We start from the raw sequence: 24,865 nt of genomic DNA, 5'->3' as shown, positions 1-24,865 counted from the left end.
ACGGCCGTATATCGATAATGACACCGCCCAGCCAGCGGTTTCCCTATACAGCGCCAGGAGGTCCTTTGACAATATTCCGCCGCCTATCCGCCGGCCCCAGCATGGCCGTGGTTTGCGCTGCGCTATGGGCTGCAAGCCCGTCTGCTGGCGCCCAGACCGTCCTCAATTTCCAGACCCCCGAATATTACAGCCAGGAAGGCTTGCAACAGATCAATGCCGCGCAGGCATATGCGTTGGGCTATACCGGAAGCGGCGTTACCGTCGGGTTGCTTGATAGTGGCATTGCGGCCTTGCATCCCGAATTCCTTGGGCAGTTGACCGGTGGCTATGACTTCATCTTGAACGCGCCTGTCGGGCCCGGGATAGGTTTTGATGAAGAGGGCCATGGTTCGCATGTCAGCGGCATTATTGCCGCGCGCCGGGATAACGTAGGAATGCACGGTGTAGCGTTCGATGCCAGGCTGTTCTCGGTCAGAATGAAGGATACGGAGAACGACGATGACGACTTCGCCCCAGGCTGGAACTTACTGGCGGCTCAGAAGCTGGCCATCATCAACAATAGCCTGGGCGTAAATGATTGCCCTGACAAGCCGGGGCCCTGCAATGTGGGCGAATATACATCGACGAGTGCGCTGGCGGCGTTTCCTAAGACAATAGGCGCCATGCGCAATGTGGCCGATTCGGGCGCCCTCATGGTCTTTGCAACCGGCAATGAATCGCAACCGAACCCCGACCTTCTTGGTGGCGCACCCTATCTTTTTCCAGAGCTCAAGGACAGCTGGCTTGCGGTGGCCGCCGTAGGGCCTGATAACCGGATCACCAATTACTCCAACCGTTGCGGCGTGGCGCAGGCGTGGTGCTTGTCCGCGCCGGGGGGCGGCGACGACCAAGACAAATTCGGCATTTACTCGGTGAATGCCCAGGGCGGCTACGTCCGTTTTTCGGGCACCTCGATGGCTTCACCCCATGTGGCGGGCGCAGCCGCTTTGGTCAAGCAAGCCTACCCATATTTCACTGCGCACAATTTGCAGCAAACCATCTTGACTACGGCCACTCCCCTGGGAGATCCCACTGTGTACGGTTGGGGCCTGTTGAACGTCGGCAAGGCCGTGCGCGGGCCGGCGCAGTTTGTGGATACGTTCGATGTCGACACTCAAGGCTATAGCTCCACCTTCTACAACGATATCAGCGGTAGCGGTAGCCTGGTCAAGCGCGGTGCCGGCCAGCTTACGCTGGTGGGCGTGAACACCTATACGGGTCCCAGCCAGGTCCAGGGCGGCAAGCTGGTGGTCAACGGATCACAGGTCTCTGCGGTGCAGGTTGCAGCGGCAGGTACGCTGGGCGGCTCGGGCCGCGTGGGCGGGCTGGACAACGCCGGTACGGTTACGCCGGGCAACTCGGTGGGTGTCTTGACCGTAGATGGCGATTACGTCTCGCGCCCAGGATCTTTGTATCAAGTCGAGGCGAATGCCGGCGGCAACGACCAAATCCGTGTCAGCGGGAAGGCTACGCTCAATGGGGGCACGGTCGAAATAAGAGCGAACGAATTGTTCTCCGTTGGCAGCCTTTATCCCATAGTGACCGCTGCGGGCGGCATCGAGGGCCAATACGATGAGGCCCGCACGCAGCAGGGCCTGGTGTTCCTGAAACCTGCGCTGAATTATTCATTGCCCGGTACGCTGCAACTGGCCATTGCGCGCAGCGATGCCACCTTTGCGCAGTACCTGGCCACGCCAAACCAGAAGGCGGTCGGCAACGCCATGGACGCGGTCTCTGGCACTCCTCCCGCGGGCTTGAAACCGCTGTACGACTTGATTCTCAATGGCACGTTCGATACCCTGCCGTCCAATATGGACCAGCTATCAGGCGAATTGCACGCCAGCACCCAGTCGGCCCTGCTCAACACCGGCAGCCTGGTGCAGCGTACGCTGGGCCAGCGCATGCGCGGCAATCTGGGCGCGGGCCTGGTGGCCGGCGCACCGATTGCGCAAGCCTCCGGCGCGATGCCGGCGGGCGCCATGCCCACATCATTGGCTTATCCCTTATGGGCCAGCGTGGTAGGCAACTGGAATACGCTCAAAGACAACGGTAACGCGGCGCAGGTCAAGACCGATACGGCCGGGTTGTTCCTGGGCGGCGATGCCGCCATGGGCAAGGGGTGGCGGCTGGGCGCGGCGCTGGGCTACACCGAGGGCCGAATCAATGTCGATGATCGTTCGTCCAGATCGAATGTCAAGAGCTATACCGGCGCCTTGTACGGCGCCCGCAGTTGGGCCCTTAGCACAGGCAGCAGTTTGAACCTGTTGGCAGGCACAGCTTATACGCACCACGCAATCGACAGCCGCCGCAACCTCACTTTTGGCGGTAGCCAGACGCTCAAGGCCAGCTACGCTGCTCAGGCAGTTCAATTGTTTTCAGAGTTGGGCTATGCCATGCCGGTGGGGCAGTCCAGCGTGATCGAGCCCTATGCAGGCCTGGCATGGCTGAACCAGCGCAGCAAGGGTTTTACTGAAGAGGGCGGTATAGCCGCTTTGCAGGCAGGCAGCCATACCGACCGCCTCACGACACTGACCCTGGGCCTGCGTGGAAAAACGACGCTGGACATTGCCGACAAACAAACCACACTGACCGCGGGACTGGGATGGCGCCACGCAAACGGCGATCTCGACCCAAGCCGCCGCATGTCATTCGTGCAAGCCAGCAATGTGGCGTTTACCGTGACGGGCGCGCCGATAGCCAAGGATGCCGCCGTGGTGGACCTGGGCGCGCAAGTGGCGCTTGGCAAGCAGGCAGCGCTGGGGCTTAGCTACAGCGCCCAGTTCGGCAAGGGCAGTGTCGACAACTCGGGCTCGCTGTTTTTAAGAGTGCGTTTCTAAGGCAGGGGCAGAAATCGTAATGCTCTTCAGAGCCCATACGTCAAATTGCGCAGGTGAACTAACCTAGTGGGGCGTTGCTGTCGATAGGCAGCGCCGTCTTGTATTTCACTTGCTTGAGTGCAAAGCTTGAGCGTATTTTTTTTATGCCGGGGATTGTCGTCAGATGATCCAGAATGAAGCGCTCTAGCGCCTGGATGTCCGGCACGACTATCCGCAGCAGATAATCTTCGTCGCCGGTCATCAAGTACACCTCCATGACCTGGCTGAATTGGATGACTTCTTTCTCGAAGCGGTTCAGCGTGGCTGCCTCTTGCCTGTCCAGGCTGACCTGGATGAACACCGTCATTTTCAGGCCCAACGCAGCCGGATCGACCAGCCCAACATAGCGGGAAATTACTTTTTGTGTTTCCAGATTCTTGACCCTGGCCAAGGTGGGCGAGGGCGAGAGATTGATTTTTTTCGCGAGTTCGATATTACTGATCTTGGAGTCGTTCTGTAATATCTTCAGGATACGCAAATCAGTCGCATCTAGTTCCATGTCGATATTTTCCACTTTAATTCAATTTAATTGAAGTATTTTATGCTGAATTAAAAGCATTCGAAAGCTATATTTGGCTCCAAATGCGGCGCCATCCGCCTTATTCTATTTCTTGTTATTTAGTGTGCTGTTTTCGCAGATTTGACTACTTGGCGTCGGGCCGAATTTGAATGTGCGGGCAGTCTAGGCAGCGCATGCGACTAGGAATAAGGTCATGGAAATGTCATCGGCAAACTACTTGAATACTGACGCGGACGCGCTTGAAACTGCAGAGTGGGTTGACGCCCTGCGCGGCGTCATAGAGGCGGCAGGCCCGGAGCGGGCCCGCTATCTTTTGACGCAGCTAAGCACGGTTGCCCAGAAAATGGGCCTCGATTGGCGGCAGTCTCGTACGACGCCGTATGTAAATACCATCCGTGTTCCGGACGAGCCTCCCTTTCCCGGCGGGTCGGATGCTCTGGAGATGGAACTGCACCTTGGAAGCCTTATCCGTTGGAATGCGTTGGCGATGGTGGTGCGCGCCAATCGTGCTTTCGGCGAACTGGGCGGGCATATAGCCAGCTATGCTTCGGCTGCCGATCTGTTTGAAGTCGGCTTCAATCATTTCTTCCGTGCGCGTTCGGACACCTTCGGCGGCGACCTGGTGTACTTTCAGGCTCATTCGGCGCCCGGAATTTATGCCCGTGCTTTTCTGGAAGGGACTTTGTGCGAAGAGGAACTGTCTTTGTTCCGGCGCGAAATCGAAGCAAAAAAACATGGCAAGCATGGCCTTTCGTCTTATCCCCACCCCTGGCTGATGGAAAACTTCTGGCAGTTTCCCACTGGCTCCATGGGGCTTGGACCGATCAGTGCTATCTATCATGCTCGCTTCATGCGCTATATGGAAAACCGCGGCTTGATGGCGCCGCAGGACCGCAAGGTGTGGGGCGTGTTCGGCGACGGCGAGATGGACGAGCCCGAGTCTCTGGCCGCACTTAGCCTTGCCTCGCGCGAAAACCTTGACAACCTGGTTTTCGTCGTCAATTGCAATCTACAGCGGCTCGACGGCCCCGTGCGCGGCAATGGCCGCATTGTGGACGAGCTGGAAACTACATTCGGCGGCGCTGGCTGGAATGTCATCAAATTATTGTGGGGCGCCGATTGGGACCCGCTCTTCGCGCGCGATGCCAGCGGCGAACTGGAAGACGTGCTGGGCCGCACTGTCGATGGCCAGTTGCAGACTTTTGCAGCGAATGACGGTGCCTACAATCGCGAGCATTTCTTTGGGCAAACACCTGGCCTGCGTGCCATAGCGGATATGCTGACGGACGACGAGATCGACCGTCTGCGCCGCGGCGGCCATGACATGAAGAAAATCTACGCGGCTTATCATGCGGCGGCCAATCATCGCGGCCGGCCCACGGTCATTCTTGCACTGACGAAGAAGGGCTTTGGCATGGGGTCCGCAGGCCAGGGAAAAATGACTACACACCAGCAGAAGAAACTTGACGCCAGCACCCTGCTCGAGTTCCGCGATCGTTTCCGCCTGCCAATTTCCGATGCGGATTGCGAGGCACTGGCTTTTTACAAGCCGGCCGAAGGCAGCGCGGAGATGAAGCATTTCCTGAAACGGAGAGCCGAGCTCGGCGGCTTTATGCCGCGCCGCAGCGTAAAGCACACACAGTTGCCCGTGCCTGCCGTAGAGTCGTATGCCAAGTTCGCCCTGGAGGCGGGCGGCAAGGACATGTCCAGCACCATGGCGCTGGTGCGCATGCTGGGCAACCTGTTGAAGGACGCGGGGCTGGGCAAGAATATTGTGCCTATCGTGGCGGACGAGGCCCGCACCTTCGGGATGGCGAACTTGTTCAGGCAGGTGGGCATTTATTCTTCTCAAGGGCAGTTGTACGAGCCCGAAGATATCGGCTCCATACTGGCTTATCGTGAAGTGATCGATGGACAGATACTGGAGGAGGGCATTACCGAGGCGGGTGCGATTTCATCGTGGACAGCCGCGGCCACGAGCTATTCGGTGCACGGCATCCCCATGTTGCCGTTCTATATTTATTATTCGATGTTCGGCTTTCAGCGCATTGGAGATCTTATCTGGGCGGCGGCCGATCAGCGGGCGCGTGGCTTTCTAATCGGGGCCACATCGGGCCGCACGACACTGGCGGGGGAAGGCCTGCAGCACCAGGACGGCAACAGCCATTTAATTGCCTCTACCGTACCCAATTGTGTGTCTTACGACCCGGCTTATGCCTATGAAATTGCCGTGATCGTGCAGGACGGCATGCAACGCATGCTGGTCGACGACGAAGATGTCTTCTATTACATCACCGTCACGAACGAGAACGATGCCCAGCCCAGCATGCCGCAAGGCGCTGAAGAAGGCATCAAACGCGGTATGTACTGTTTGCAGCCGCAAGACAATGCCGCCGTGCGTTTGCTGGCGTCGGGCCCGGTTCTGAAGGAAGCCATAGGCGCGGCTGCCTTGCTGAAAGAAAAGCTCAATATCACCGCCGAAGTGTGGAGCGTAACCAGCTACACCGAGCTATCGCGCGACGGTATTGCCGCCCAGCGCGACGAGCGGCTGGGTGTAGATTCCAGGAAGGCTTTCGTCACGCAGCAATTGGGAGACAGCACCGCACCGGTAATCGGCGTCAGCGACTACGTGCGCGCTGTGGCCGAAGGCATTCGCGCCTTTGTTCCGGCGTCCTATGTTGCCCTGGGCACCGACGGCTTTGGGCGCAGCGATACGCGTGCCAACTTGCGCGACTTCTTCGAGGTGGATGCGAAATGGATAGCCTATACGGCTCTCAGCGAGCTTGGCGCCGGGAAGGATCCTGAAAAGCTGAAGGGATTTGCTCAATCCTTGGGATTGGATTTGAGCCAGCCTTTGTCGACGACCGTATAGGCAACGGATACCCCATTATGAGCACGATTGAAATCAAAGTTCCGGATATCGGCGACTTTAAAGAGGTGGAAGTCATCGAGGTGCTGGTCGGGCCAGGCGACAGCATCAAGGTGGACCAGTCCTTGATTACGGTGGAGTCCGATAAAGCCAGCATGGAAATCCCGGCGAGCCATGCGGGCGTGCTGAAAGAATTGAAAGTACAGGTCGGCGACAAAATAGCCGAAGGATCTCTGTTGGCGATAGTAGCGGTGCAAAGCGAACAGAGAGCGATCGAGCCCACTGCGCACTCTGCTTCGCCGATGCAAGCTTTTGTTTCGGAGCCGGCTGCCATTTCCGAGCATGCGCAGGCATCGGCTTGGGCCGATGTGGCTGGACGGCGGACGGATGGCGAGACGGAGCAGTCTAAGGTCGAACCCGCCGTTGCGGCAGCAATCCCTGCCCCAGCTTCTGCAGCGATAGCGACTGCTGTGCAAGCCTCGTCTGCGCCGTCGGCGCTCACTGGGGGCATAGCTCATGGCTCGCCGTCGGTACGCAAGTATGCGCGCGAGCTTGGCGTGGATCTGGCGCGCTCTGCAGGTACCGGCCCCAAGGGCCGTATCCAGCGCAGCGACGTGCAAAGCTATATAAAATCGGCGGTGGCCGATTCCTCGGCAAGTTCGGCGGGGTCTGTCCTGGCGGGCGGGACGGGGCTGAACATATTGCCATGGCCATCCCTGGATTTCTCGAAATTCGGCTCAACCGAATTGCAGCCCTTGTCGCGCATCAAGAAGATCAGCGGCCCGAACTTGCATCGCAACTGGGTCATGATTCCGCACATTACCCAATACGACGAAGCCGATGTGACCGAGCTGGAGGAATTCCGTAAAAGTGTGAACGCCGCGACCGGTTCAGGCGCCAAGCTGACCCTGCTTGCGTTTGCCATCAAGGCAAGCGTTGCCGCCTTGAAGAAGTTCCCCGCCTTCAACTCTTCGCTCGACAGCACAGGCCAAAACCTCATTCTCAAGCAGTACTACAACATTGGCTTCGCCGCCGACACGCCCAATGGCCTTGTCGTGCCTGTAATCAAAGAGGCCGATAAAAAAGGCGTCAGCCAGGTCGCATTGGAAATGGCGGAGCTTTCAGCCCAGGCTCGCGAAGGCAAGCTCAAGCCGGCCGACATGCAAGGCGCAAGCTTTACGATATCGTCGCTGGGCGGCATTGGCGGATTGGGCTTTACGCCGATTATCAATGCGCCCGAAGTGGCGATACTGGGATTGTCGAAAACCAGGTTCCAGCCCGTATGGGATGGAGCACAGTTCGTGCCGCGCCTGATGATGCCTATGTCCCTGTCCTACGACCATCGCGTTGTGGATGGCGCACTTGGTGCGCGATTCAGCGTGTATCTAAGTTCGGCGTTGACGGATTTGCGCAAAATCCTTCTATAGCTGCTATGGCTCCATTGAACCGTGCAATCGGGGCAAGGCATAGCGCATCCGTGTCGATGTGATTACAGCATCAACTGAAATTTATTGAGATCTTCCAGGTTGAGTGTCTTGCGGATACAGTGAACGACGCAAGTCATCTGGCGATTGTGGCCGACCCGTTCTTGACGCCGTGTTTCTTCAAATGGGGCGCAGCGGCATCGGCGCCATCTGAGTGATGCTATTCGGATATCGGTTTCGTCTTCTTGATGTCTTCCAGACGTTCGACTATGTCGGTACAGTGAATGAACAAAATATAACAATGAAATATCCACATCAGGAGACAACACAATGCTGAAAAGATCAGTGCGGTATCTGCTTGCAGGCTCTGCCTTGCTTGCGGCCTCGGCAGCTTTTGCACAAGCGCAACAGCCGATAAAAATCGGGTTCATGGCTACTTTTTCGGGCCCGGTCAGCGTGCCGGGCCAAGAGATGTACGACGGGTTCATGTTGGCCGTGGAAGAGCGCGGCGGCAAGCTTGGCGGCGTGCCGGTGGAAATTCTCAAAGAGGACGACCAATTCAAGCCGGAGGTTGCGTCGCAGATCGTGACAAAGCTGATTGAACGCGAAAACGTACCGGTCATTGCCGGTGTTGTCGGCTCCAATGTAATGATGGCTGTTGCCAAGCCAATTACGGATAAAGGCGTATTCTTAGTTGGCCTTAATTCCGGCCCATCGCCACTGGCCGGCGCCAGTTGTTCTCCGAACCTGTTCGTGGCTTCGTGGCAGAACGATAATATTTCCGAGGTGGTGGGACAGTACGCCAACGATAAAGGGTATAAGAATGTTGTGCTTATGACCGCAAACTTCCAGGGCGGCAAAGACGTACTGGGTGGTTTCAAGCGGTATTACAAGGGCAAGATATTGGACGAAATCTATACTCCGCTTAATCAGCTCGATTTTTCGGCAGAACTGACGCAACTGACCTCCAAAAAGCCCGATGCGGTGTTTGCGTTTTATCCCGGTTCGCTGGCTATTACTTTTGTACGCCAGTATCAATTGGCGGGTCTGCTAAAGACAACTCCTTTGTTGTCCAGCGGCATTTTGGAAATTCCGACTATCGCGGCTTTGAAAGATAGCGCATTGGGTGCTTTTGGCGGGTCCTTCTGGGGGCCGGATACCGATAACCCGGTAAACAGAAAATTCGTAGAGCAGTTCGAAAGCAAGTACAAGCATATTCCGTCGACCTGGGCCGCCCAGGGCTACGATGGCGCGCTATTGCTGGATTCGGCGATTGCCAAGGTAAAGGGAAACCTTGCGGACAAAGACGCGTTCCGGGCGGCACTGAAACAGGCGGACTTCAAGTCGGTGCGGGGTAGCTTCAAGTTTAATAACAATCATTTTCCCATCCTGGATATGTCCATGTATGAGGTTATTAAGGATGCGAAAGGGCGTTACACCGTTCGTACGGTAGCTACTCCCATGAAGGACCATCAGGACGCTTATCATAATCTGTGCCCAATGACGTAAGAGGCCGGCTAGCGGCTTTAGCGGTATTGGATTTTCGGCGGCCCTTTGGGCCGCTGTTCAATTTGGGGGGAGCGATCATCAGGTAATATTTGGGATTAAAGTAGCGAAAGGATGACCGTGACACAACGTAGCGCAGGCTTGGACGTCGATTCGAATCGCAGCTGGCGGCATGATAACGTGGGTCGCATGCTGCTTGGCGGGTGGGGATATTTCGAGGCGGCGCTTATGCGCAAGGTTCACGCCGCAGGTTTTTCCATGGTCCGCCACGTGCATTTCAACGTCCTGCGCCACCTGGATTTCGATGGAACCAGAATCGTAGAGCTGGCCGCCAGGGCTGGAATAACCAAGGGCTCCATGGGCCAGATCGTCAGGGAGTGCGAGTTGCTTGGCCTGGTGAAGCTGCAAGTCGACCCGCGCGATGGCCGGGCAAAGGTCGTCTCGTTCGATAAGCTGGGCATGGAGCTGATGGAAGTCATCCGCAACGCCATGATCGACGTCCAGAACGAAATGACCGAAATTACGGGTGCCGAAGATATGGCCGTGATGCTGCGTGCACTGCGCCTGCTACGCAGCCGCTTTACCGACGACGAAAGCGTTCAGGCGCCGCGCATCAGTGTGCATAGATAGCCGGCTACCGATCCAAGACTAAATAGAGAAAACTATATTGCTGACTGCCTGGTTGGCATGCTGCACGGAACCTTCAAAAAGCGGCATTACGGCATTTGCATAATGCGCTCTAAGTTCTTGCCGGTGCGGAGTGGCAAGAGCGGCTTCGAGAGCAGCCTTGCTATCGAAGCAAAATTGAATCGTAGCGTAAATTGCGGGTGCTCCGACGTCGGCTTCGTCGGCCACCAGCATGCTGGCCCAGCGAATGCCGGGAAAGCGCCGGTACATCTCCACGACAGCATGCAGTTGCTCATCCAGTTCTTTCTTTTTGCCCTGAACGGGTTGCCCGATAAAATAGCCGCATCGTACGTACATGGTGTTTATCCCCAAGTCAGGATCCGGCCTTGAATGCCGCGTATTGAGACTGAACGAATTGTTCGAAACTAGTGGGTGGGCGGTTCAGCAACCAGGTAAGGACGTTCGGATTGCCCAGGAAGTCATGGTTGCTATACCGCTTGGTGATCGAGCGCAGCATGCGGACCTGGTAGGGGAACTGACTTTGGTCGGCATCGCCCAGCCAGGCTTTCAGGTATGTGTCGGCGTCGATTTCCTCTACCTGTATTTTTCGGCCCACAACGCGTGAAATAGTATCGCCAAGCTGGTGCGCGTTGTACCTTCCCGGTGCAACCAGCTCATAAGTGGCGTAGGCATGAGGTTCGCTGTTTTGCAGCACGGCTGCGGCAACGTCCGTGACGTCCTCCAGTGCCACAAGCGACTGCAGGCGCTCAAGAGACCACGACAGCCTGAACACACCTTGCTCGAACGCCGGCTTTAACTTAAGCGGCAGCATGTAATTGGATGGCTGCAAAATCGTGTATTGAAGGTCGGAAGAAAGTAGATGCTCTTCGACGTCCCGCTTGACTTCGTGCTGGACGATGTCGGAGGTGATTGCATGCAGGACAGAGCTGAAAACGAAATGCTTTATGCCCTCGCCGCGTGCGGCATCGATCAGGGCAATGCCCATTTCACGTTCTTGGGGATTCATGGTGGGGCCCACATGGTAGACCTTTTCGACCCCTTGAATGGCTTTGGCCAAGATGCCGGGGTCGCTGATGTTGCCGACGATCACGTCTTTGATTCCCGCGGCGTGCAAGGCATGCGCGGATGCTTGCGTCAGCACGCAGGCACGCACTGGCAGCTTAAGGGCAAGCAGTTTGGGGATCAGCAGCTTGCCCTGGTTGCCGTTGGCGGCTGTGACTAGAATCATCTTGTTCGTTCCGACCTTGAGGCTTGCCGTTGGTTAGTGCGAGCTGGTGCGCTCTACATAGGGCGTCATTTTGGGAGCAATTGCACCGCGCCATTGTTCGTAAGGTTGATATCCCTCGCTGGATTCGCACATTGACTTGGTCAGCTCGAAGATTTCTTGATTGCTTTTGCTGAAGTCCAGCGGGATAAGAAAGGGCTGGGTGATGTACCACTCGGTATCAACGAAGAATTCAAGATTATTGCCTTCCGGGTCGTGCGCATAGATGCTCCAGGCAACGCCGTGGTTGGCGGGGAAAATGCTTTCCCCCCCGGCCTCATTCAGGCGCTTCAGGATGTCCCGCAAGTCGTCCAGCGAACCGACCTTGAAGGAAATTTGATTGATGCTGGGGCCGAACTGCGGATTGGCCGTATTGGGCGGCAACCGTGGCGGGCGGCCGCTGGCAAGTACGATTTGATGATGATCAAGCGGGTCGCGTGAAAGAAATACCAACTGCATTCCACCCGCGGTGCCGCGGTCGGTAACGGTAAAGCCCAGAACGTTGGTGTAAAAGGCTTCCATGGGTTCCAGTTCTTTTACGCTAAGTCCCATATGGCTGAACTTCAGGTTGGGGGCGTTGTTGTGCTCGGTTGCAGCGTTCATGGTTGTCTCCATTTACATTTATTGACGTAAGCAATTTATGGGCGGCAAGGCGCGGCCTGTTGTTATTTGAATTGATGATATCAAGGTCACGAATCAGCTTTTTTGCGGCTGTGGCCATTTGGCCAATATATAGCCAGGCGCTGCGGCGCAAATCATGATTAGTATGGTGACAGTACTATTTGTGCTTGTCAATTTTTTTATGGGACAGCTTCGCACGCCGCGTTCAACGCGCAAGATTGCTACGTTCGCGCTCTTGATGCACGCCCGCGCGCCGTATCATGTCGCAGAAATACTCGACAGCGGGGGTTGGTAAAAGCCCCGTTCGCCGTACCAGGCAGATAGGGGGCTCGGGCAGCGGTTCTTTGATCTTGATGACTTGCAGCGCGGTGCCGGTCATGGACAGCTCTGTGAATTGTACGGGCAACGCGGCCAACAGGTCCGACGTTGCCAGTGACGTAACGAACATCAGCGCCGAGTGGGCGCGCAAGACAAGGCGGGGCTTAGGCAGTCCGTATTGAGCGAACAAGGGGCCCAGTTCTTCCTCGGGTTTATATGTGACGGATGTCGTTATCCATTCGGCATCACCAAGCTCGCTAAGCGAACGAGCATTTGCCAGCGGATGTCCTTTGCGGCAAATAATGACGCGCGAGTTGTCGATCAGCTTTTCAACAAGCAGGTCGGACGCTGGCGCTGGCGTCAGGAAGGGGCCGACGTAGCAGTCCAGGGTCCCGCTTTTCAGCAAAGGCTCTATAGTGGGGAAGAGGCCTTCGCGTATGTTCAGGGCTACGTCTGGATAGCGGGCGCGAAATGCTTTGATTGCATAGGGGAACAAGGCTATCTGCGCGACGGTTGAAAGGCCGATATAGATCGAGCCTGTGGCGCTGCCGCGTAATTGCTCGATTTCTTCCTGCGCGCGCCGCACTTCGCTTTGAATGGTTTGGGCCCTCGTAAGAAAGCGCTGCCCTGTCGGCGTCAGACTGATGCCTTTTGCCTCGCGGTCGAATAAAGAGACATCCAGTTCTTGCTCCAGCTCCTGCATGCTTCGCGTCAGTGCGGATTGTGCAACACCCAGGTGGCGGGCGGCCGCGCGTATGCTGCCTTGCTCGGCGATGGCCAGTAAATTGCGAAGCTGTATAAGTTTCATAATGATGCCCGTATCGTATCTGCCTGAGTTGCGCGGTCGGTCTTATGCCCGGCGTTGTCGATGCGTTTTATCTTAGCTGATTACTTATTGGCATCGCTTAGCTCAATTTGCCATCTTACGCGGTCTTGGAGGCGGCGGTATATTTTTACGAATCAAAAAATTTAACAAGATACGGAGCCAAATACGTGGATGCCCCTTTGCCTTTGCGGCTTGACACACAAGTTCTTATAGTGGGAGCGGGCCCGGTCGGGCAAGGCCTGGCTATCGAGCTGGGGTTGCGCGGCATTGATTGTTTGATCATCGACAAGAATGACCGCGTCGGCACCGCGCCGCGGGCGAAGACCACTAATGTCCGTACGCGCGAGCATTTCCGGCGCTGGGGTATAGCCGATACTTTGCGTGAGGCCTCTCCCCTGGGGATTTATTATCCGTCGAATGTCGTGTTCACCACACGCCTGTCTGGCTACCAGTTGGCCAAGTTCGATAACGCCCTGTACTGCGGCACCGGTCGCAACCCATTCTTTTCCGAGCACGCGCAATGGATTCCCCAATACACCGTCGAGCAGGTCATGCGCGACCGCTTGGCTACCTTGCCTTCCGTACAGTTGCAACTGGAATGCGAGCTGCTAAGTTTTGAACAGGGCGACGACTTCGTCACCGCTCACCTCAATGATACGAAAAATGGCGTCTCGATCCAGGTGCAAGCACAGTACATGATCGGATGCGACGGCCCTCGAAGCTTGGTGCGCGAAGCCATCGGCGCAAGGCTCGAAGGCACGTATGGCTTGTCCAGAAACTATAACTTTGTTTTCCGGGCGCCTGGGCTGGAAAAAGCGCATCACCATGGCCCGGCCATCATGTACTGGCAGGTGAATGCTGAGGTGCCCAGCCTGATAGGCCCCATGGACACAGGTGATCGCTGGTTCTTCATGCCGACGGGGCTGGCGCCGGATGTCCATATCACCAAGGAAGAGGCACCCGACCTTATCCGCAGGGCTACCGGCATCGATCTGCCGTACGAAATTATCAGCGCCGACCAGTGGACGGCAAGCCGGCTGCTGGCAACGCATTATCGCGACCGCCGGGTATTCCTGGCCGGCGACGCCGCGCACATGCATCCGCCTTTTGGCGGCTTCGGCATGAATATGGGCGTGGGCGACGCCGTCGATCTGGGCTGGAAGCTGGCGGCGGTTCTGCAGGGCTGGGGCGGCGCCGCGCTGCTGGACAGCTACGAGCGCGAGCGCCGGCCGGTGCATGTGCACGTCATGGGCGAGGCAACCACCAACCACAGTCTCATGAGCAACGCGTTGTTGGAAGATGGCATTGAAGAGGACACACCCGAAGGAGAAGCCATACGCCGTCATGCAAGCCAAAGAATCAAGGCCGGTAAGTTGTCGGAGTTCTACACTTTGGGAACCATCCTGGGGGATTGCTATTCCGACTCTCCGGTCGTTGATCGCAGCGATTACGAGCGTCCCGACGACGAGGCGCGCGACTTTCTCAATTATGTTCCCTGTTCCGAGCCCGGCTATCGCGCACCGCACCTCTGGATGCATGATGGCAGCTCGCTGTACGATCATTTTGGTTCGGGCTTGACTTTGCTGGTCTCGGCGCCAGCGGGTGTAGCGGCTGTTGCCGCGGTGGAGGCTGATGCCGCTCGGTTGAATATACCGCTGACCGTAATTCGTCCTCGGGCGGGCGCGATACGCATGCTGTATCCGCAGGCCCTTACATTGATCCGGCCCGATCAGCATGTTGCCTGGAGAGGCGATGCCTGGCGGGCCGGCAGCGATATTCTTTCTACCGTTACCGGCCTGCGAAGCACGGCCCATTCGTTGTTGGGTGTGTAAAGATCAATAAAGCTCACGGAGACAAGCATGCAAAAAACGACTTATCTACGTAACGCGTGGTATGCAGCCGCATGGCAGAATGAGATTACCGGCGAGCTGCTTGGCCGGACCTTGCTTGGCCAGCCTATTGTTTTTTATCGCGATGAGGCCGGCAAACCGATCGCGCTGTCCGACCGCTGTCCGCATCGGTATGCGCCGCTGTCCAAAGGCAAAATAATAGACGGTGCCATTCAATGCCCCTATCATGGCTTGCGGTTTGGGCCGACGGGCGCCTGTGTGCACAACCCGCACGGCTCCATTCCCAAGGCCGCCAGGGTCGGCGCTTTTCCCTTGCTTGAAAAATACGGCCTGGTCTGGATCTGGATGGGTGATCCCGCGGCGGCCGACCCCGCCACGCTTCCCGACTTCAGCATAATTGCCGACCACGACAATTATGCGATTGTGCAGGGCTATCTTCATGTCGGGGCCAACTATCAGTTGATCACCGACAACTTGCTGGACCTTAGCCATGCGCAATATGTCCATAAGTTTATCGGCAACACCGACTCCAACGAACGCAATATTTTCGAGATGAAGGTAGAGGGCGATACCGTCTGGGCCTACAACACCATGCCGAACGAACCCCTGACCAAGCTGTTTCAACTAATGTGGAGAAGCTCGACCACGATAGGAGACAGGCGTGCCCATATGCGGTGGGATCCTCCGTGCCACCTGATGCTGGACGTTGGTTTTACCGAATGCGGCCGTCCAACCTCCGAAGGACCCTCCGCGCCCAGCGCGCATATCCTGACTCCGGAAACAGAAAACTCGACGCACTATTTCTGGGCCGTCGCGCGCGACAGTATGCGGGACGATGCCGAGCTAAGCAAAAAAATCTGGCAAGGTATCGACACGGCATTTCGTCTTGAAGACGAACCCATGATCGTCGACTGTCAAACCCGGATGGAAGGCGCCGATCTTATGTCGCTGAACCCGGTGCTTCTGACGACCGACGCTGCGGCCATGCGCGCGAGGCGTCTGCTGGCAATGCGAATCGAGAAGGAACAGGCGGAAAAAGCGTTGGCTTCAGCGCAAGCGCCGCAAGTAGAGACCCGAGCCTAGGCCTGCATCCACGCCTTTGAAGCTCTCGAACAAGGCTTCATGATTTTGAAGCAACAGTAAAAAGCGGACCGAGAGGCAATGCCATTCGGCCGCTTTTTACTTTGGATCGCGGCTTCAGCATTCCTCCCGGTTCCATTCCGTGTCACGTTTTTTTTCGGTCAGTGTTTTCCCTGAGAGGGGTTGAATGCTCGCTTTCACTCTTGACTGATCGATCAGTCAGTTCCATACTTGGCCCATAAAAATCAATCCAAATGCAGGAGACAGAGTTGTCCGAGCAGAACTCCAGTCATTCCATATTAGATGCCGCAGAGCGCATTTTTGCGCTGCATGGCTTCGAGGGCGCCAGCATGCGCCAGATCGCCACCGAGGCGGGTGTGGCCCAGGCGTTGCTGCACTATCACTTCGGCACCAAGGAAAAACTATTCGAGGCCATGTTCTCGCGGCGTTCGGGCGCCATCAATGCCGAACGGATCGTCAGGCTGGAAAGGCTTTTCGGGCCTGAAGGGCAGGGGTGTCCGTCGTTGGGGGACCTGATCGACGCCTTGTTTCGTCCTACGGTGGAATTCGGCCACGAGGGCCAGGCGGGCAATATGTTTTCGCGCGTATTGGCAGTAACCGCCAATGCCGACGACGAACGTTCGCGTGCCCTTGTAGGCGCTTATTACGACAACACCGCGCAGAAATTCATCAAGGCGTTTCAGCAAATCGTTCCCGGCCTGGAGCCTTCCGAAGCGGTCTGGGCCTATATGTTCGCCATCGGCGTGGGCATGACCATGATGGCCGCAACGGGGCGCGCCGGCCAGTTGTCGGGCGGCGAGTGCAACGATGGTGACGTCGACGCCATGATGGCGCGCATCATTCCTTTTGTGTCGGCGGGAATAGAAGCCCTGGCCGCCGGCGGCAACAACGGGCAAACCGCGGCAGGGGCACGGGCCCGCAAGAAAAGCCGCAAGGAAACATCTTAATCGCCGTTTTTCCATCTACATCGGACAGATCCGAGAGCAATTCCCACGAGGAGACATCACATGCGTATTTTGCAAGCTACCGCGCTGGCGGCTGTATTGACAGCGGCCTCTCTGGCTGCGCAGGCCAAGACAATTACCGTTACTTTGGTCAACGGACATCCGCCCGTGTTCCGCTGGGTCAAGCATTTGCAGGAGACCTTTGTTCCGGCGGTAGATAAGTCCTTGAAGGGCTCGGATATTACCGTTGAATGGAAGCAGCAATACGGCGGTTCGCTCGCCAAGGTAGGCGAAGAGCTGGAGGCGGCGCAAGAGGGGGTTGCCGATGTGGCGCTGGTGCCGACGATCTTCGAATTGTCCAAGATGCCGCTGCAAAACATTACGTATTACACGCCCTTTGTGTCGACCGATCCCGGCGTAGTAACGGCGGCGGTGGAAGATGTGCAGCGCAAGACGCCCGCCATGATGAAGTCCTGGGACGATAATGACCTTGTCTATATTGGCGGTGGGTTCGCGCTGGACGACTATTTGCTGTTCACCAAGTTCCCCCTGAAAAGCCTGGACGATCTTAAAGGCCGCAAGATCGGCACGCCCGGCCCGTCCATCAACTGGGTCAAGGGTACGGGCGCCGTCGGCGTGGCCGGCAACCTGACCGAATACTACAACTCCTTGCAAACCGGGCTTTATGACGGTGTGTTGACGTTTGCCACGGCAGCGGTACCTGCCAAGATCCAGGAAGTAGCGCCGTACATAACGCGTGTCGGCTATGGGGCCCAGTATGCGGGCGGCATTGCAGTCAACAAGGACTGGTACGAAGCACAACCCGAGAGGCTCAAGGCCGCCTTGGTAGAGGGCGCCAAGGCATTCGGCGTGGCGTACCTGGACGACCTGCGCAAGGCGACCACCGCAGCGCTGGAAACTTTGGTCGCCAACGGTGGAAAACTCAATACACAGTCGGAAGCTTTGCAAGCCGAGTACGCCAAGGTCATGGAGAACCCCGCCAAAGGCTGGGTGGCTCAGCTTGAGGGCCAGAAGCTTCCCGCGCGTCAAGTTCTGGATTCTTATATGCAGGAGGTCCGTGCGGCCGGGGCCAAGCCGCTGCGCAGTTGGGACAAAGAATAACGATCGGGATAGGAGCAAGCCATGGCTGAAATTCATGCCGATGTTCCTGTCGGCAATCAAGACGAAGGGGACTTCCTGCCCCCATCGAACGGTCGGATTCAACGTATGCTGGACGGATTTACTTCCATCTTGAATGCCAGCGGCACCTTGATCATCGTTGCGGTGATGCTGATCATCAATGCCGACGTTCTTAGCCGCTCGCTCTTGGGCAAGCCCGTCTCGGGCGTGCCCGAGCTGGTCAGCATGTCGATTGTCGCCATCGTTTTCCTGCAAATCGCCCATACGCTGCGTTCGGGCGGCCTGACGCGGGCCGAGGTCCTGATAGAACGTTTGCCGCAGCGCCTGCAGGCAGCCCTCGAAACGCTTTACTGTGGTGCCGGAGCCGCGCTTTGCGTGGTTCTGTTCCATGGCTTGCTGCCCATCTTCCTGCGGGCCTGGTCGCGCAATACATACGTCGGCAATATTGGCGACTTCAGCGCGCCTATCTGGCCAGTGCGCTTGATCATGCTGATAGGTGTCGTGGCGTTGGGATTGCAGTTTCTATTGCGTACCATTCGCGCGGCGCACGTTGCGGCCGGTATGCGCAAGCCTGTGCTGGCGCCGGTGCATAAGTCGCAAGGGGGCCGGGCATGAGCGACCTTATGATCGGCTCGCTGGCCCTGCTTGGCATGGTGGTGTTTATCTATGCGGGCATGCATGTGGCCATTGCTTTGGCCGTATGTTCTTTCCTGGGTGTGTTTGCCATCAAGGGCAGTACCTTGATAGCGGGCAAAATGCTGGCACTGGCGGCATCCGAATCCATCGATTCTTATATCTTCGGCGTGGTTCCATTGTTCGTTTTAATGGGCTTTGTTGTGTCGCAAGCGGACATCGGGCGCGATGCGTTCGATGTCGCGAACCGCGCGCTGGGCCGAATCAAAGGCGGGCTTGGTATTGCAACAGTGGGGGCGAACGCCATCTTTGCGGCCATTACAGGAATTTCCATAGCGTCGGCCGCGGTTTTCACTCGCGTCGCCGTGCCCGAAATGCTTCGGCACGGCTATAGCAAGCGCTTCGCTTACGGCATTGTGGCGGGCAGTTCGGTGCTGGGCATGCTGATACCGCCCAGCCTATTGCTGATCCTTTACGGCATTCTTACCGAACAGTCGGTTGGCGATCTGTTTTTGGCCGGCGTCGTGCCCGGCATTATCCTGGCCATTGCCTTTGGCCTGGGCGTATATGTCATGGCGCGCCGCTGGCCGGCTTTCGCGGGCGACGGCATTACCGAGAACGTGGCGCCGATGTCATTGGGCGCCATGTTGGGCAAGTCGGCGCCCATCGTTATTCTGATAGCGCTGGTGCTGGGCGGCATCTACGGCGGCTTCTTTACTCCCACCGAGGCGGGCGGGGTGGGAGCGCTGGGCGCCGTGATTATCGGCTTTGCGCGCCGGGCCCTGCCGCCCGGAAAAATATGGAAAGTGCTGGCCGACACAGGGCAGGTTACCGCGGCGATTTGCTTCTTGATCATTGCGGCCAGCATGTATTCGCGCATGTTGTCGCTTAGCGGACTGCCCGAATACATCAGCATGGGCATTGCCGCCAGCGATATCGGCTACTGGGGCGTGATCATTGCCTACGTGGTTCTGATTGTCGCCATGGGAACCATCTTGGACAGCTCCTCGATACTGTTGATAGTCGTGCCCTTGTTCTTTCCAATCATGAAGATGCTGGGCATCGATGCAATCTGGTTCGGTATTGTCACGGTCATAGCCGTGGAAATAGGTTTGTTGACGCCGCCTTTCGGGTTGTCGGTGTATGTAATAAAAAGCACGTCGCCCGACCGTACGCTCAAGCTTGGCGAGATTTTCCTGGGGGCCTTGCCTTTTGCGGCCATTATGGCGTCCGTGCTTATCTTGATATTAGTATTTCCTTCCCTTGCCGTCGGCGTCCTGGGACGCTGATTTCGGAGATTTCATCATGACGCGTCGCATTGTCGATATTTCGGTTTCCCTGGATTCAGACATCGCTTCGGATCCGCCCGGCCACATGCCCGAAGTCAAGTACTTCAACCATCAAGCTACTGCGGCTGATGTCGTATCGTTTTTTCCCGGCGCCAAGGTCGAGGATCTGCCCGGTGGCGAAGGCTGGGCGATAGAGCGCTTGAATGTGTCCACGCATAACGGCACGCACCTGGACGCGCCATATCATTTTCATTCCACCATGGACGGAGGCCAGCGGGCCATAACAATCGACGAAGTGCCGCTGGAGTGGTGTTTCAACCCAGGCGTGAAACTGGATTTTCGACATCTTCCCGATGGTCATGTAGTAACCGCCGCTGAAGTGGAAGCCGAGCTTGCGCGCATTGGCCATACGCTGAAGCCCTACGACATTGTGGTGGTCAATACCGCGGCGGGCGCCCGCTACGGGCAGCCCGATTACGTCTCCGCCGGCTGCGGCATGGGCGACGAGGCCACGCTGTATCTGACCGAGCGCGGTGTGCGGGTTACTGGCACCGACGCCTGGAGCTGGGATGCGCCGTTCGTGCATACGGCCAAGAAGTTCGCCGAGAATCACGATGCGTCGATCATATGGGAAGGGCATCGGGCCAGCATGAAGCGCGCCTATTGCCACCTGGAAAAGCTGGGCAATTTGCACAGCTTGCCGCCGAACGGCTTCATGATTTCTTGCTTTCCATACAAGATTCGCGGCGCTTCGGCGGGGTTCACCCGCGCGGTGGCCATATTCGAAGATTGAATCATTCATAGGAGCAGCCATGTCCGAATTGTCCGCATCAAAATCCAAAAAGCCCGCGGCACCTAAAGTCATCATTACCTGCGCGGTAACCGGAGGCATTCACACGCCCACCATGTCCGATGCGCTTCCATACAAGCCCGAGGATATCGCCAGCCAGGCCATTGCGGCGGCGCAGGCGGGCGCGGCCATTCTTCATTTGCATGCGCGCGACCCGCAGGATGGGCGGCCCACCCCCGACCCTGCCGTGTTCATGCAGTTCCTGCCGCGTATTAAAGAAGCTACCGACGCAATCATCAATGTCACCACCGGCGGTGGCCTGAACATGACGGTGGAACAGCGGCTGGCCGCGCCCTTGATAGCCAAGCCCGAGATGTGTTCGCTGAACATGGGTTCGATGAACTTTGGCATCTATCCCATGGCCGACCGCTACAAGGACTGGAAGTTCGACTGGGAAGAAGCATATTTGCGCAATACAGACGACTTCATTTTTCGCAATACCTTTCGCGATATCGAACGCATATTGAAAATGCTGGGCGAAGAACACGGCACGCGTTTCGAGCACGAATGCTACGACGTTGGCCATCTTTATAACGTGGCTCACTTTGTCGATCGCGGCTTGCTCAAACCGCCGTTTTTTGTACAGATGATTTTCGGCATTCTTGGCGGCATCGGCGCCGAGCTCGACAATCTATTATTCATGAAGCGCACCGCCGACAAACTGTTCGGCAGCGACTACCGTTGGTCGGTATTGGCGGCGGGGCGGCATCAGATGAATTTCGCAACGCAAGCTGCGTTGCTGGGCGGCAGTGTCCGCGTTGGCCTGGAAGACAGCTTGTATATCGGCCGAGGCACGCTGGCGGCTTCCAACGCCGAGCAGGTAACCAAAGTGCGCGGCATAGTTGAAAGCCTCGGGCTTGAAATTGCCACGCCCGACGAGGCCCGCTCCATGCTGGGCCTGAAGGGCGCGGAAAACGTTGGCTTTTAACGGAGCTACTCACCTTACTCGTGCAAGGCAAGCTAAGTAGACAGAAAAGGGAGCAGTATGCCAAAGGGTATCAATCCCATTGACGGCTTTCAGGTCGACCCGGGCGCTATAAAGTATATCGGCCAGGACCTGCAGCGCCCCGAATGCATATTGGCGGAACGGGATGGTTCGCTCTGGTCCGCCGATGCCCGTGGCGGCGTCATGCACATTCGTCCCGACGGCAGCCAGCGTCTTGTGTCGCAACAGGCCGAGGCTACGTTTGCACAGGCCTCCAACGATGAAGTGCGCTTCGTCGAAGGAACCTTGCCCAATGGCTTGGCCTTCGCCGCCAACGGCGACATCGTCATTTCAAACTTCGGTACCGACCGCCTTGAAATCATGACGCGCGATGGGACCACGCGCGTGCTGGCCGACACCATAGACGGCGCGGCCATCGGCAAGGTCAATTTCGTCTTGCGCGATAGTCGCGACAGGTTGTGGCTGACTATTTCAACCCGGACCAAGAATTGGATGCAGGCCATGAGTCCCTCCATGGCCGACGGCTATATCGCCCTTTACGACCAGGGCCGCTTGCGCATCGTGGCCGACGGCTTTCAGTTCACTAATGAAATTCGCCTGGATGCCGATGAACAATGGCTTTACGCAGTTGAAACCTGCGCACGACGGGTGTCTCGCTTACGCGTGCTGGACGACGGCAGCCTGACCGAGCGCGAGATTTTCGGCCCCACCGACCACGGCGCATTCATCGACGGCATTGCTTTCGATGCTTACGGCAACCTGTGGGGAACTCACGTAATGACAGATCGAATATTCGCCATTACTCCTCAGGGCGATCTGCGCATTATTCTGGACGATGATCAAAATAGTTCTGCCGGTCGCGCCTTGATGGCCGCGTTCGAACAAGGCAAGGCAACACCTGAATTGATGCTGGCTTGCGGCGGCAGCATCGCGCCCTGGTTCGCCAGCGTGACCTTTGGCGGGCCGGATCTTCGCAATGTTTATATCGGCAGCCTGCGCGGTACTAGGATTCCGTATTTTCGCGCCCAGGCGGCGGGGCTGCCGATGGTGCATTGGTAGACAGTGCTGACTTGTCGGCGAGGTGCGTTGGACAGTCTTATTCAGCTTCGTGATAAGCCACGCCGCGCCGTACCACAATCGGAACAGCGCCTAACTGCTTCTTGGCTACCCACTGGGCCAGCGATGCGTCCAGGTAGTCGGTGTGGCCGGGAAACCAGCGGGCAAGCTCGGTGGCCAGGCGTCGGGCTTCAGCCGGTTCGCCGCCCTCGGTTACAAAGCTTGCTACTTCGCGCATGGATTTCAGGACGGCGGCGTGCTCGTCGGTATGGCATTCCGTAGCGGGAAAGGCCGTGGTGTTCATCCAGTGTTCTTCTTGCGAGAAGTGATGTTCTGTGTGAACGATCAGCTTTTGCAAGTGTTCGAGCAAGGCCTCGTCGGGGCCGCGCAGCATGGCGCCGACTATATCGACGAATTCGCGGTGGGTATCGTCCATGGGGCCGTAGCCTGCAAGAAAGGCGTCGGTCCAGGTCAGGTCTTGGGGAGCTGTCATGATTGTCTCGTGTGCAGGCGCCATGACGGTATCTGCTTGATAAAAAGGATGCAAATAACATCATAGCAAAGCTTGGGGCGGACGCTGCTATTCGTTGTAGTGAAAAGGACTTTCCCGGCTGCCTGCCCTTAGTGCTCGACGCGTTAGGGGTTAACCCGCGCTGTCCGAAATCGACAATCGCCAGACGGTTTTCGGCATGTTCTTTTGTCGACTCTATTGCTTTAATACGGCTCGTTGTAGAAGGATGCTTTTTTAATAAGTACGCAGAGACTTAGTCCCGATATTTTGAGATCACGATTGATCAATCGCCAGGAGAGGTGAGACATGCAAATCAACAGAAGAGAATTCCTGGGCTACGGCCTGGGCGGTGCGGCGGGAACGTTGGCAGGCGGCCTGGGATTTCCCGCGGCCAGTTTGGCGGCCGATACTATCAAAGTTGGCGTTTTGCTGGATACTTCGGGACCGTTGCAAATGTTCGGCCACCCCAAGTCCCAGTGCCTTGAACTGGCCGCCGAGGAAATCAACGCCAAGGGCGGTTTGCTGGGACGCCAGATTCAATTGGTCAAGTACGACACGCAGTCCAATAACCAGTTATATGGCCAGTACGCCCAGCAGTTGGCGCTGAAGGACCGTGTAGCCGTGGTGCATGGCGCAATTACCAGTGCCGCGCGCGAAGTGGTGCGGCCTGTGCTGGCGCGGGCCAAGACCTTGTACGTCATGAATATGATCAACGAAGGCCCAGAGGGCGCATGCGACCGTAACATGTTCACGACGGGACCCACGCCGCAGCAATTGCTGAACAACCTGATTCCGTACATGATGAAAAAGCACGGAAAAAAGGTATACATACTGGCCGCGGACTACATATTCGGCCAGTTGTCCGCCAAGCAGGCCGAGCGTATTGCCAAGGAACATGGCGGCGAGGTGGTTGGCGTCGATCTTTTCCCTCTGGATGTCGACAAGTTCGGCTCAACCATCAGCAAGATCCAGGCGGCCAAGCCTGACTTTGTGTTCAACGTTTTTGTCGGTCCAGCGCATGGCGCGTTCTACGGGCAGTGGGCCTCGGCCGGCATGAACAAGCAAATCCCCATGGCGTCGCACACTATCGGCGACGGCGGCGAGCAAATGCGCATGCCGCCCGAGGTCAGCCAGGGCATCGTCACCGTCAAGAATTATTTCGACGAGCTCGATACGCCCGAAAGCAAGGCGTTCATTGAGCGTTTCAAAAAGCGCTTCAGCGATTACAGCTATGTCGGGGCGCTGGCTATGGCCGACTACGGGGGGTTGATGCTATGGGCCGAGACAGTTCGCAAGGCGGGTTCGATAGACCGCAAGAAGGTCATCGAGGCGTTCGAGTCCGGCGTTTCCGTCGAAGGCCCCGGCGGCAAGCTGTCTTCGCATCCGCAAACGCACTACTGCGTCATGGACATGTATCTTGCTGAAATCCAAAGCAGCAAATTCAAGGTACTGGAATCCTGGAAGCAGGTGGCGCCGGTGGATGCCAACGACCAAACCTGCAATGTTCTGAAGATGTCGCTGTAAGTTACCTGGCGTGCCGTTGGCTTGGTCCGTGCATTCGAACCGGGATGCGCGGGCGTGCCAGGCAAGACGCAAACCGCGGCGATAGCCGGGGCCATCGCGCGGATTTGCAG

The 24,865-nt window shown here is 57.2% G+C and carries 22 protein-coding genes; 15 read left to right on the top strand and 7 right to left on the bottom strand.

Annotation, left to right across the window (positions count from 1 at the left end; all coding sequences use genetic code 11):
• Positions 1-65: 65 nt before the first annotated feature.
• On the top strand, positions 66-2,876 hold the full coding sequence (locus DFR37_RS17900) for an autotransporter serine protease (RefSeq protein ID WP_242341907.1): 2,811 nt from the start codon (positions 66-68) through the stop codon (positions 2,874-2,876).
• Positions 2,877-2,934: 58 nt separating this feature from the next.
• On the opposite strand, the gene DFR37_RS17895 is transcribed toward DFR37_RS17900, so the two are convergent.
• Positions 2,935-3,414 (bottom strand): Lrp/AsnC family transcriptional regulator, encoded by a 480-nt coding sequence (locus DFR37_RS17895; protein ID WP_113934603.1) that lies wholly within the window; start codon positions 3,412-3,414, stop codon positions 2,935-2,937.
• A 214-nt stretch (positions 3,415-3,628) separates the two neighbouring features.
• Between DFR37_RS17895 and mdeB the strand changes: the two genes are divergently transcribed.
• Positions 3,629-6,307, top strand: a complete 2,679-nt coding sequence (mdeB, locus tag DFR37_RS17890; RefSeq protein ID WP_113934551.1) for an alpha-ketoglutarate dehydrogenase — start codon at positions 3,629-3,631, stop codon at positions 6,305-6,307.
• A 17-nt stretch (positions 6,308-6,324) separates the two neighbouring features.
• Entirely contained in the window at positions 6,325-7,731 is a 1,407-nt protein-coding gene (locus DFR37_RS17885; RefSeq protein ID WP_113934550.1) for a dihydrolipoyllysine-residue acetyltransferase, read from the top strand.
• 62 nt (positions 7,732-7,793) lie between these two features.
• Here the strand turns inward: DFR37_RS17885 and DFR37_RS23350 are convergent, their stop codons facing one another.
• Positions 7,794-8,216: a hypothetical protein gene (locus DFR37_RS23350; RefSeq protein ID WP_244960402.1), complete on the bottom strand. Its 423-nt coding sequence runs from the start codon at positions 8,214-8,216 to the stop codon at positions 7,794-7,796.
• On the opposite strand from DFR37_RS23350, the gene DFR37_RS17880 reads away from it, so the two are divergent.
• Positions 8,101-9,237 (top strand): ABC transporter substrate-binding protein, encoded by a 1,137-nt coding sequence (locus DFR37_RS17880; RefSeq protein ID WP_244960397.1) that lies wholly within the window; start codon positions 8,101-8,103, stop codon positions 9,235-9,237. The genes DFR37_RS23350 and DFR37_RS17880 overlap by 116 nt on opposite strands.
• A gap of 117 nt (positions 9,238-9,354) precedes the next feature.
• Positions 9,355-9,864, top strand: coding sequence for a MarR family winged helix-turn-helix transcriptional regulator (locus tag DFR37_RS17875; RefSeq protein ID WP_170139948.1), 510 nt, complete (start codon positions 9,355-9,357; stop codon positions 9,862-9,864).
• Positions 9,865-9,882: 18 nt separating this feature from the next.
• Here DFR37_RS17875 and DFR37_RS17870 read toward each other — a convergent pair whose 3' ends face one another.
• From DFR37_RS17870 to DFR37_RS17855, 4 genes are all read right to left on the bottom strand, one after another.
• A complete protein-coding gene (locus DFR37_RS17870; protein ID WP_147251637.1) occupies positions 9,883-10,218 on the bottom strand; it encodes an EthD domain-containing protein in 336 nt (111 codons plus the stop codon).
• A gap of 16 nt (positions 10,219-10,234) precedes the next feature.
• Positions 10,235-11,110 carry an SDR family oxidoreductase gene (locus DFR37_RS17865; protein ID WP_113934546.1) on the bottom strand — a complete coding sequence of 292 codons (876 nt, stop codon included), beginning with the start codon at positions 11,108-11,110 and terminating at the stop codon, positions 10,235-10,237.
• Between the two features lie 33 nt (positions 11,111-11,143).
• On the bottom strand, positions 11,144-11,749 hold the full coding sequence (locus DFR37_RS17860; RefSeq protein WP_113934545.1) for a VOC family protein: 606 nt from the start codon (positions 11,747-11,749) through the stop codon (positions 11,144-11,146).
• A 223-nt stretch (positions 11,750-11,972) separates the two neighbouring features.
• Positions 11,973-12,893 carry a LysR substrate-binding domain-containing protein gene (locus DFR37_RS17855; protein WP_113934544.1) on the bottom strand — a complete coding sequence of 307 codons (921 nt, stop codon included), beginning with the start codon at positions 12,891-12,893 and terminating at the stop codon, positions 11,973-11,975.
• 185 nt (positions 12,894-13,078) lie between these two features.
• Between DFR37_RS17855 and DFR37_RS17850 the strand changes: the two genes are divergently transcribed.
• The 9 genes from DFR37_RS17850 (at position 13,079) to DFR37_RS17810 (ending at position 22,723) form a co-directional block, all read left to right on the top strand.
• Positions 13,079-14,743, top strand: a complete 1,665-nt coding sequence (locus DFR37_RS17850; RefSeq protein WP_113934543.1) for an FAD-dependent monooxygenase — start codon at positions 13,079-13,081, stop codon at positions 14,741-14,743.
• Positions 14,744-14,770: 27 nt separating this feature from the next.
• Positions 14,771-15,844, top strand: coding sequence for an aromatic ring-hydroxylating dioxygenase subunit alpha (locus DFR37_RS17845; RefSeq protein ID WP_113934542.1), 1,074 nt, complete (start codon positions 14,771-14,773; stop codon positions 15,842-15,844).
• Positions 15,845-16,110: 266 nt separating this feature from the next.
• On the top strand, positions 16,111-16,809 hold the full coding sequence (locus tag DFR37_RS17840) for a TetR/AcrR family transcriptional regulator (RefSeq protein ID WP_113934541.1): 699 nt from the start codon (positions 16,111-16,113) through the stop codon (positions 16,807-16,809).
• A gap of 60 nt (positions 16,810-16,869) precedes the next feature.
• Positions 16,870-17,928 (top strand): C4-dicarboxylate TRAP transporter substrate-binding protein, encoded by a 1,059-nt coding sequence (locus DFR37_RS17835; protein ID WP_211317273.1) that lies wholly within the window; start codon positions 16,870-16,872, stop codon positions 17,926-17,928.
• Positions 17,929-17,949: 21 nt separating this feature from the next.
• The gene (locus DFR37_RS17830; RefSeq protein ID WP_113934540.1) at positions 17,950-18,561 is read left to right on the top strand and encodes a TRAP transporter small permease subunit; all 612 of its coding nucleotides are present in this window, start codon (positions 17,950-17,952) and stop codon (positions 18,559-18,561) included.
• Complete coding sequence (locus DFR37_RS17825; protein ID WP_113934539.1) at positions 18,558-19,868, top strand: TRAP transporter large permease; 1,311 nt, start codon at positions 18,558-18,560, stop codon at positions 19,866-19,868. The genes DFR37_RS17830 and DFR37_RS17825 overlap by 4 nt, the downstream gene beginning before the upstream one ends.
• A 16-nt stretch (positions 19,869-19,884) precedes the next feature.
• Positions 19,885-20,661, top strand: a complete 777-nt coding sequence (locus DFR37_RS17820) for a cyclase family protein (protein ID WP_113934538.1) — start codon at positions 19,885-19,887, stop codon at positions 20,659-20,661.
• A 19-nt stretch (positions 20,662-20,680) separates the two neighbouring features.
• Positions 20,681-21,646, top strand: a complete 966-nt coding sequence (gene kce / locus DFR37_RS17815; RefSeq protein WP_113934537.1) for a 3,5-dioxohexanoate:acetyl-CoA acetone transferase — start codon at positions 20,681-20,683, stop codon at positions 21,644-21,646.
• Between the two features lie 57 nt (positions 21,647-21,703).
• Positions 21,704-22,723, top strand: coding sequence for an SMP-30/gluconolactonase/LRE family protein (locus DFR37_RS17810; RefSeq protein WP_113934536.1), 1,020 nt, complete (start codon positions 21,704-21,706; stop codon positions 22,721-22,723).
• A gap of 37 nt (positions 22,724-22,760) precedes the next feature.
• On the opposite strand, the gene DFR37_RS17805 is transcribed toward DFR37_RS17810, so the two are convergent.
• Positions 22,761-23,213 carry a hemerythrin domain-containing protein gene (locus tag DFR37_RS17805; protein ID WP_113934601.1) on the bottom strand — a complete coding sequence of 151 codons (453 nt, stop codon included), beginning with the start codon at positions 23,211-23,213 and terminating at the stop codon, positions 22,761-22,763.
• A 324-nt stretch (positions 23,214-23,537) separates the two neighbouring features.
• On the opposite strand from DFR37_RS17805, the gene DFR37_RS17800 reads away from it, so the two are divergent.
• Entirely contained in the window at positions 23,538-24,755 is a 1,218-nt protein-coding gene (locus tag DFR37_RS17800) for an ABC transporter substrate-binding protein (protein WP_113934535.1), read from the top strand.
• The last annotated feature ends 110 nt before the right edge of the window (positions 24,756-24,865 follow it).

This window comes from Eoetvoesiella caeni, assembly GCF_003315175.1.
GTDB classification, from domain to species: Bacteria; Pseudomonadota; Gammaproteobacteria; order Burkholderiales; family Burkholderiaceae_B; genus Eoetvoesia; species Eoetvoesia caeni.
The sequence above is the reverse complement of the archived record's forward strand: the minus strand, read 5'-3'. Positions and strand labels throughout refer to the sequence as shown.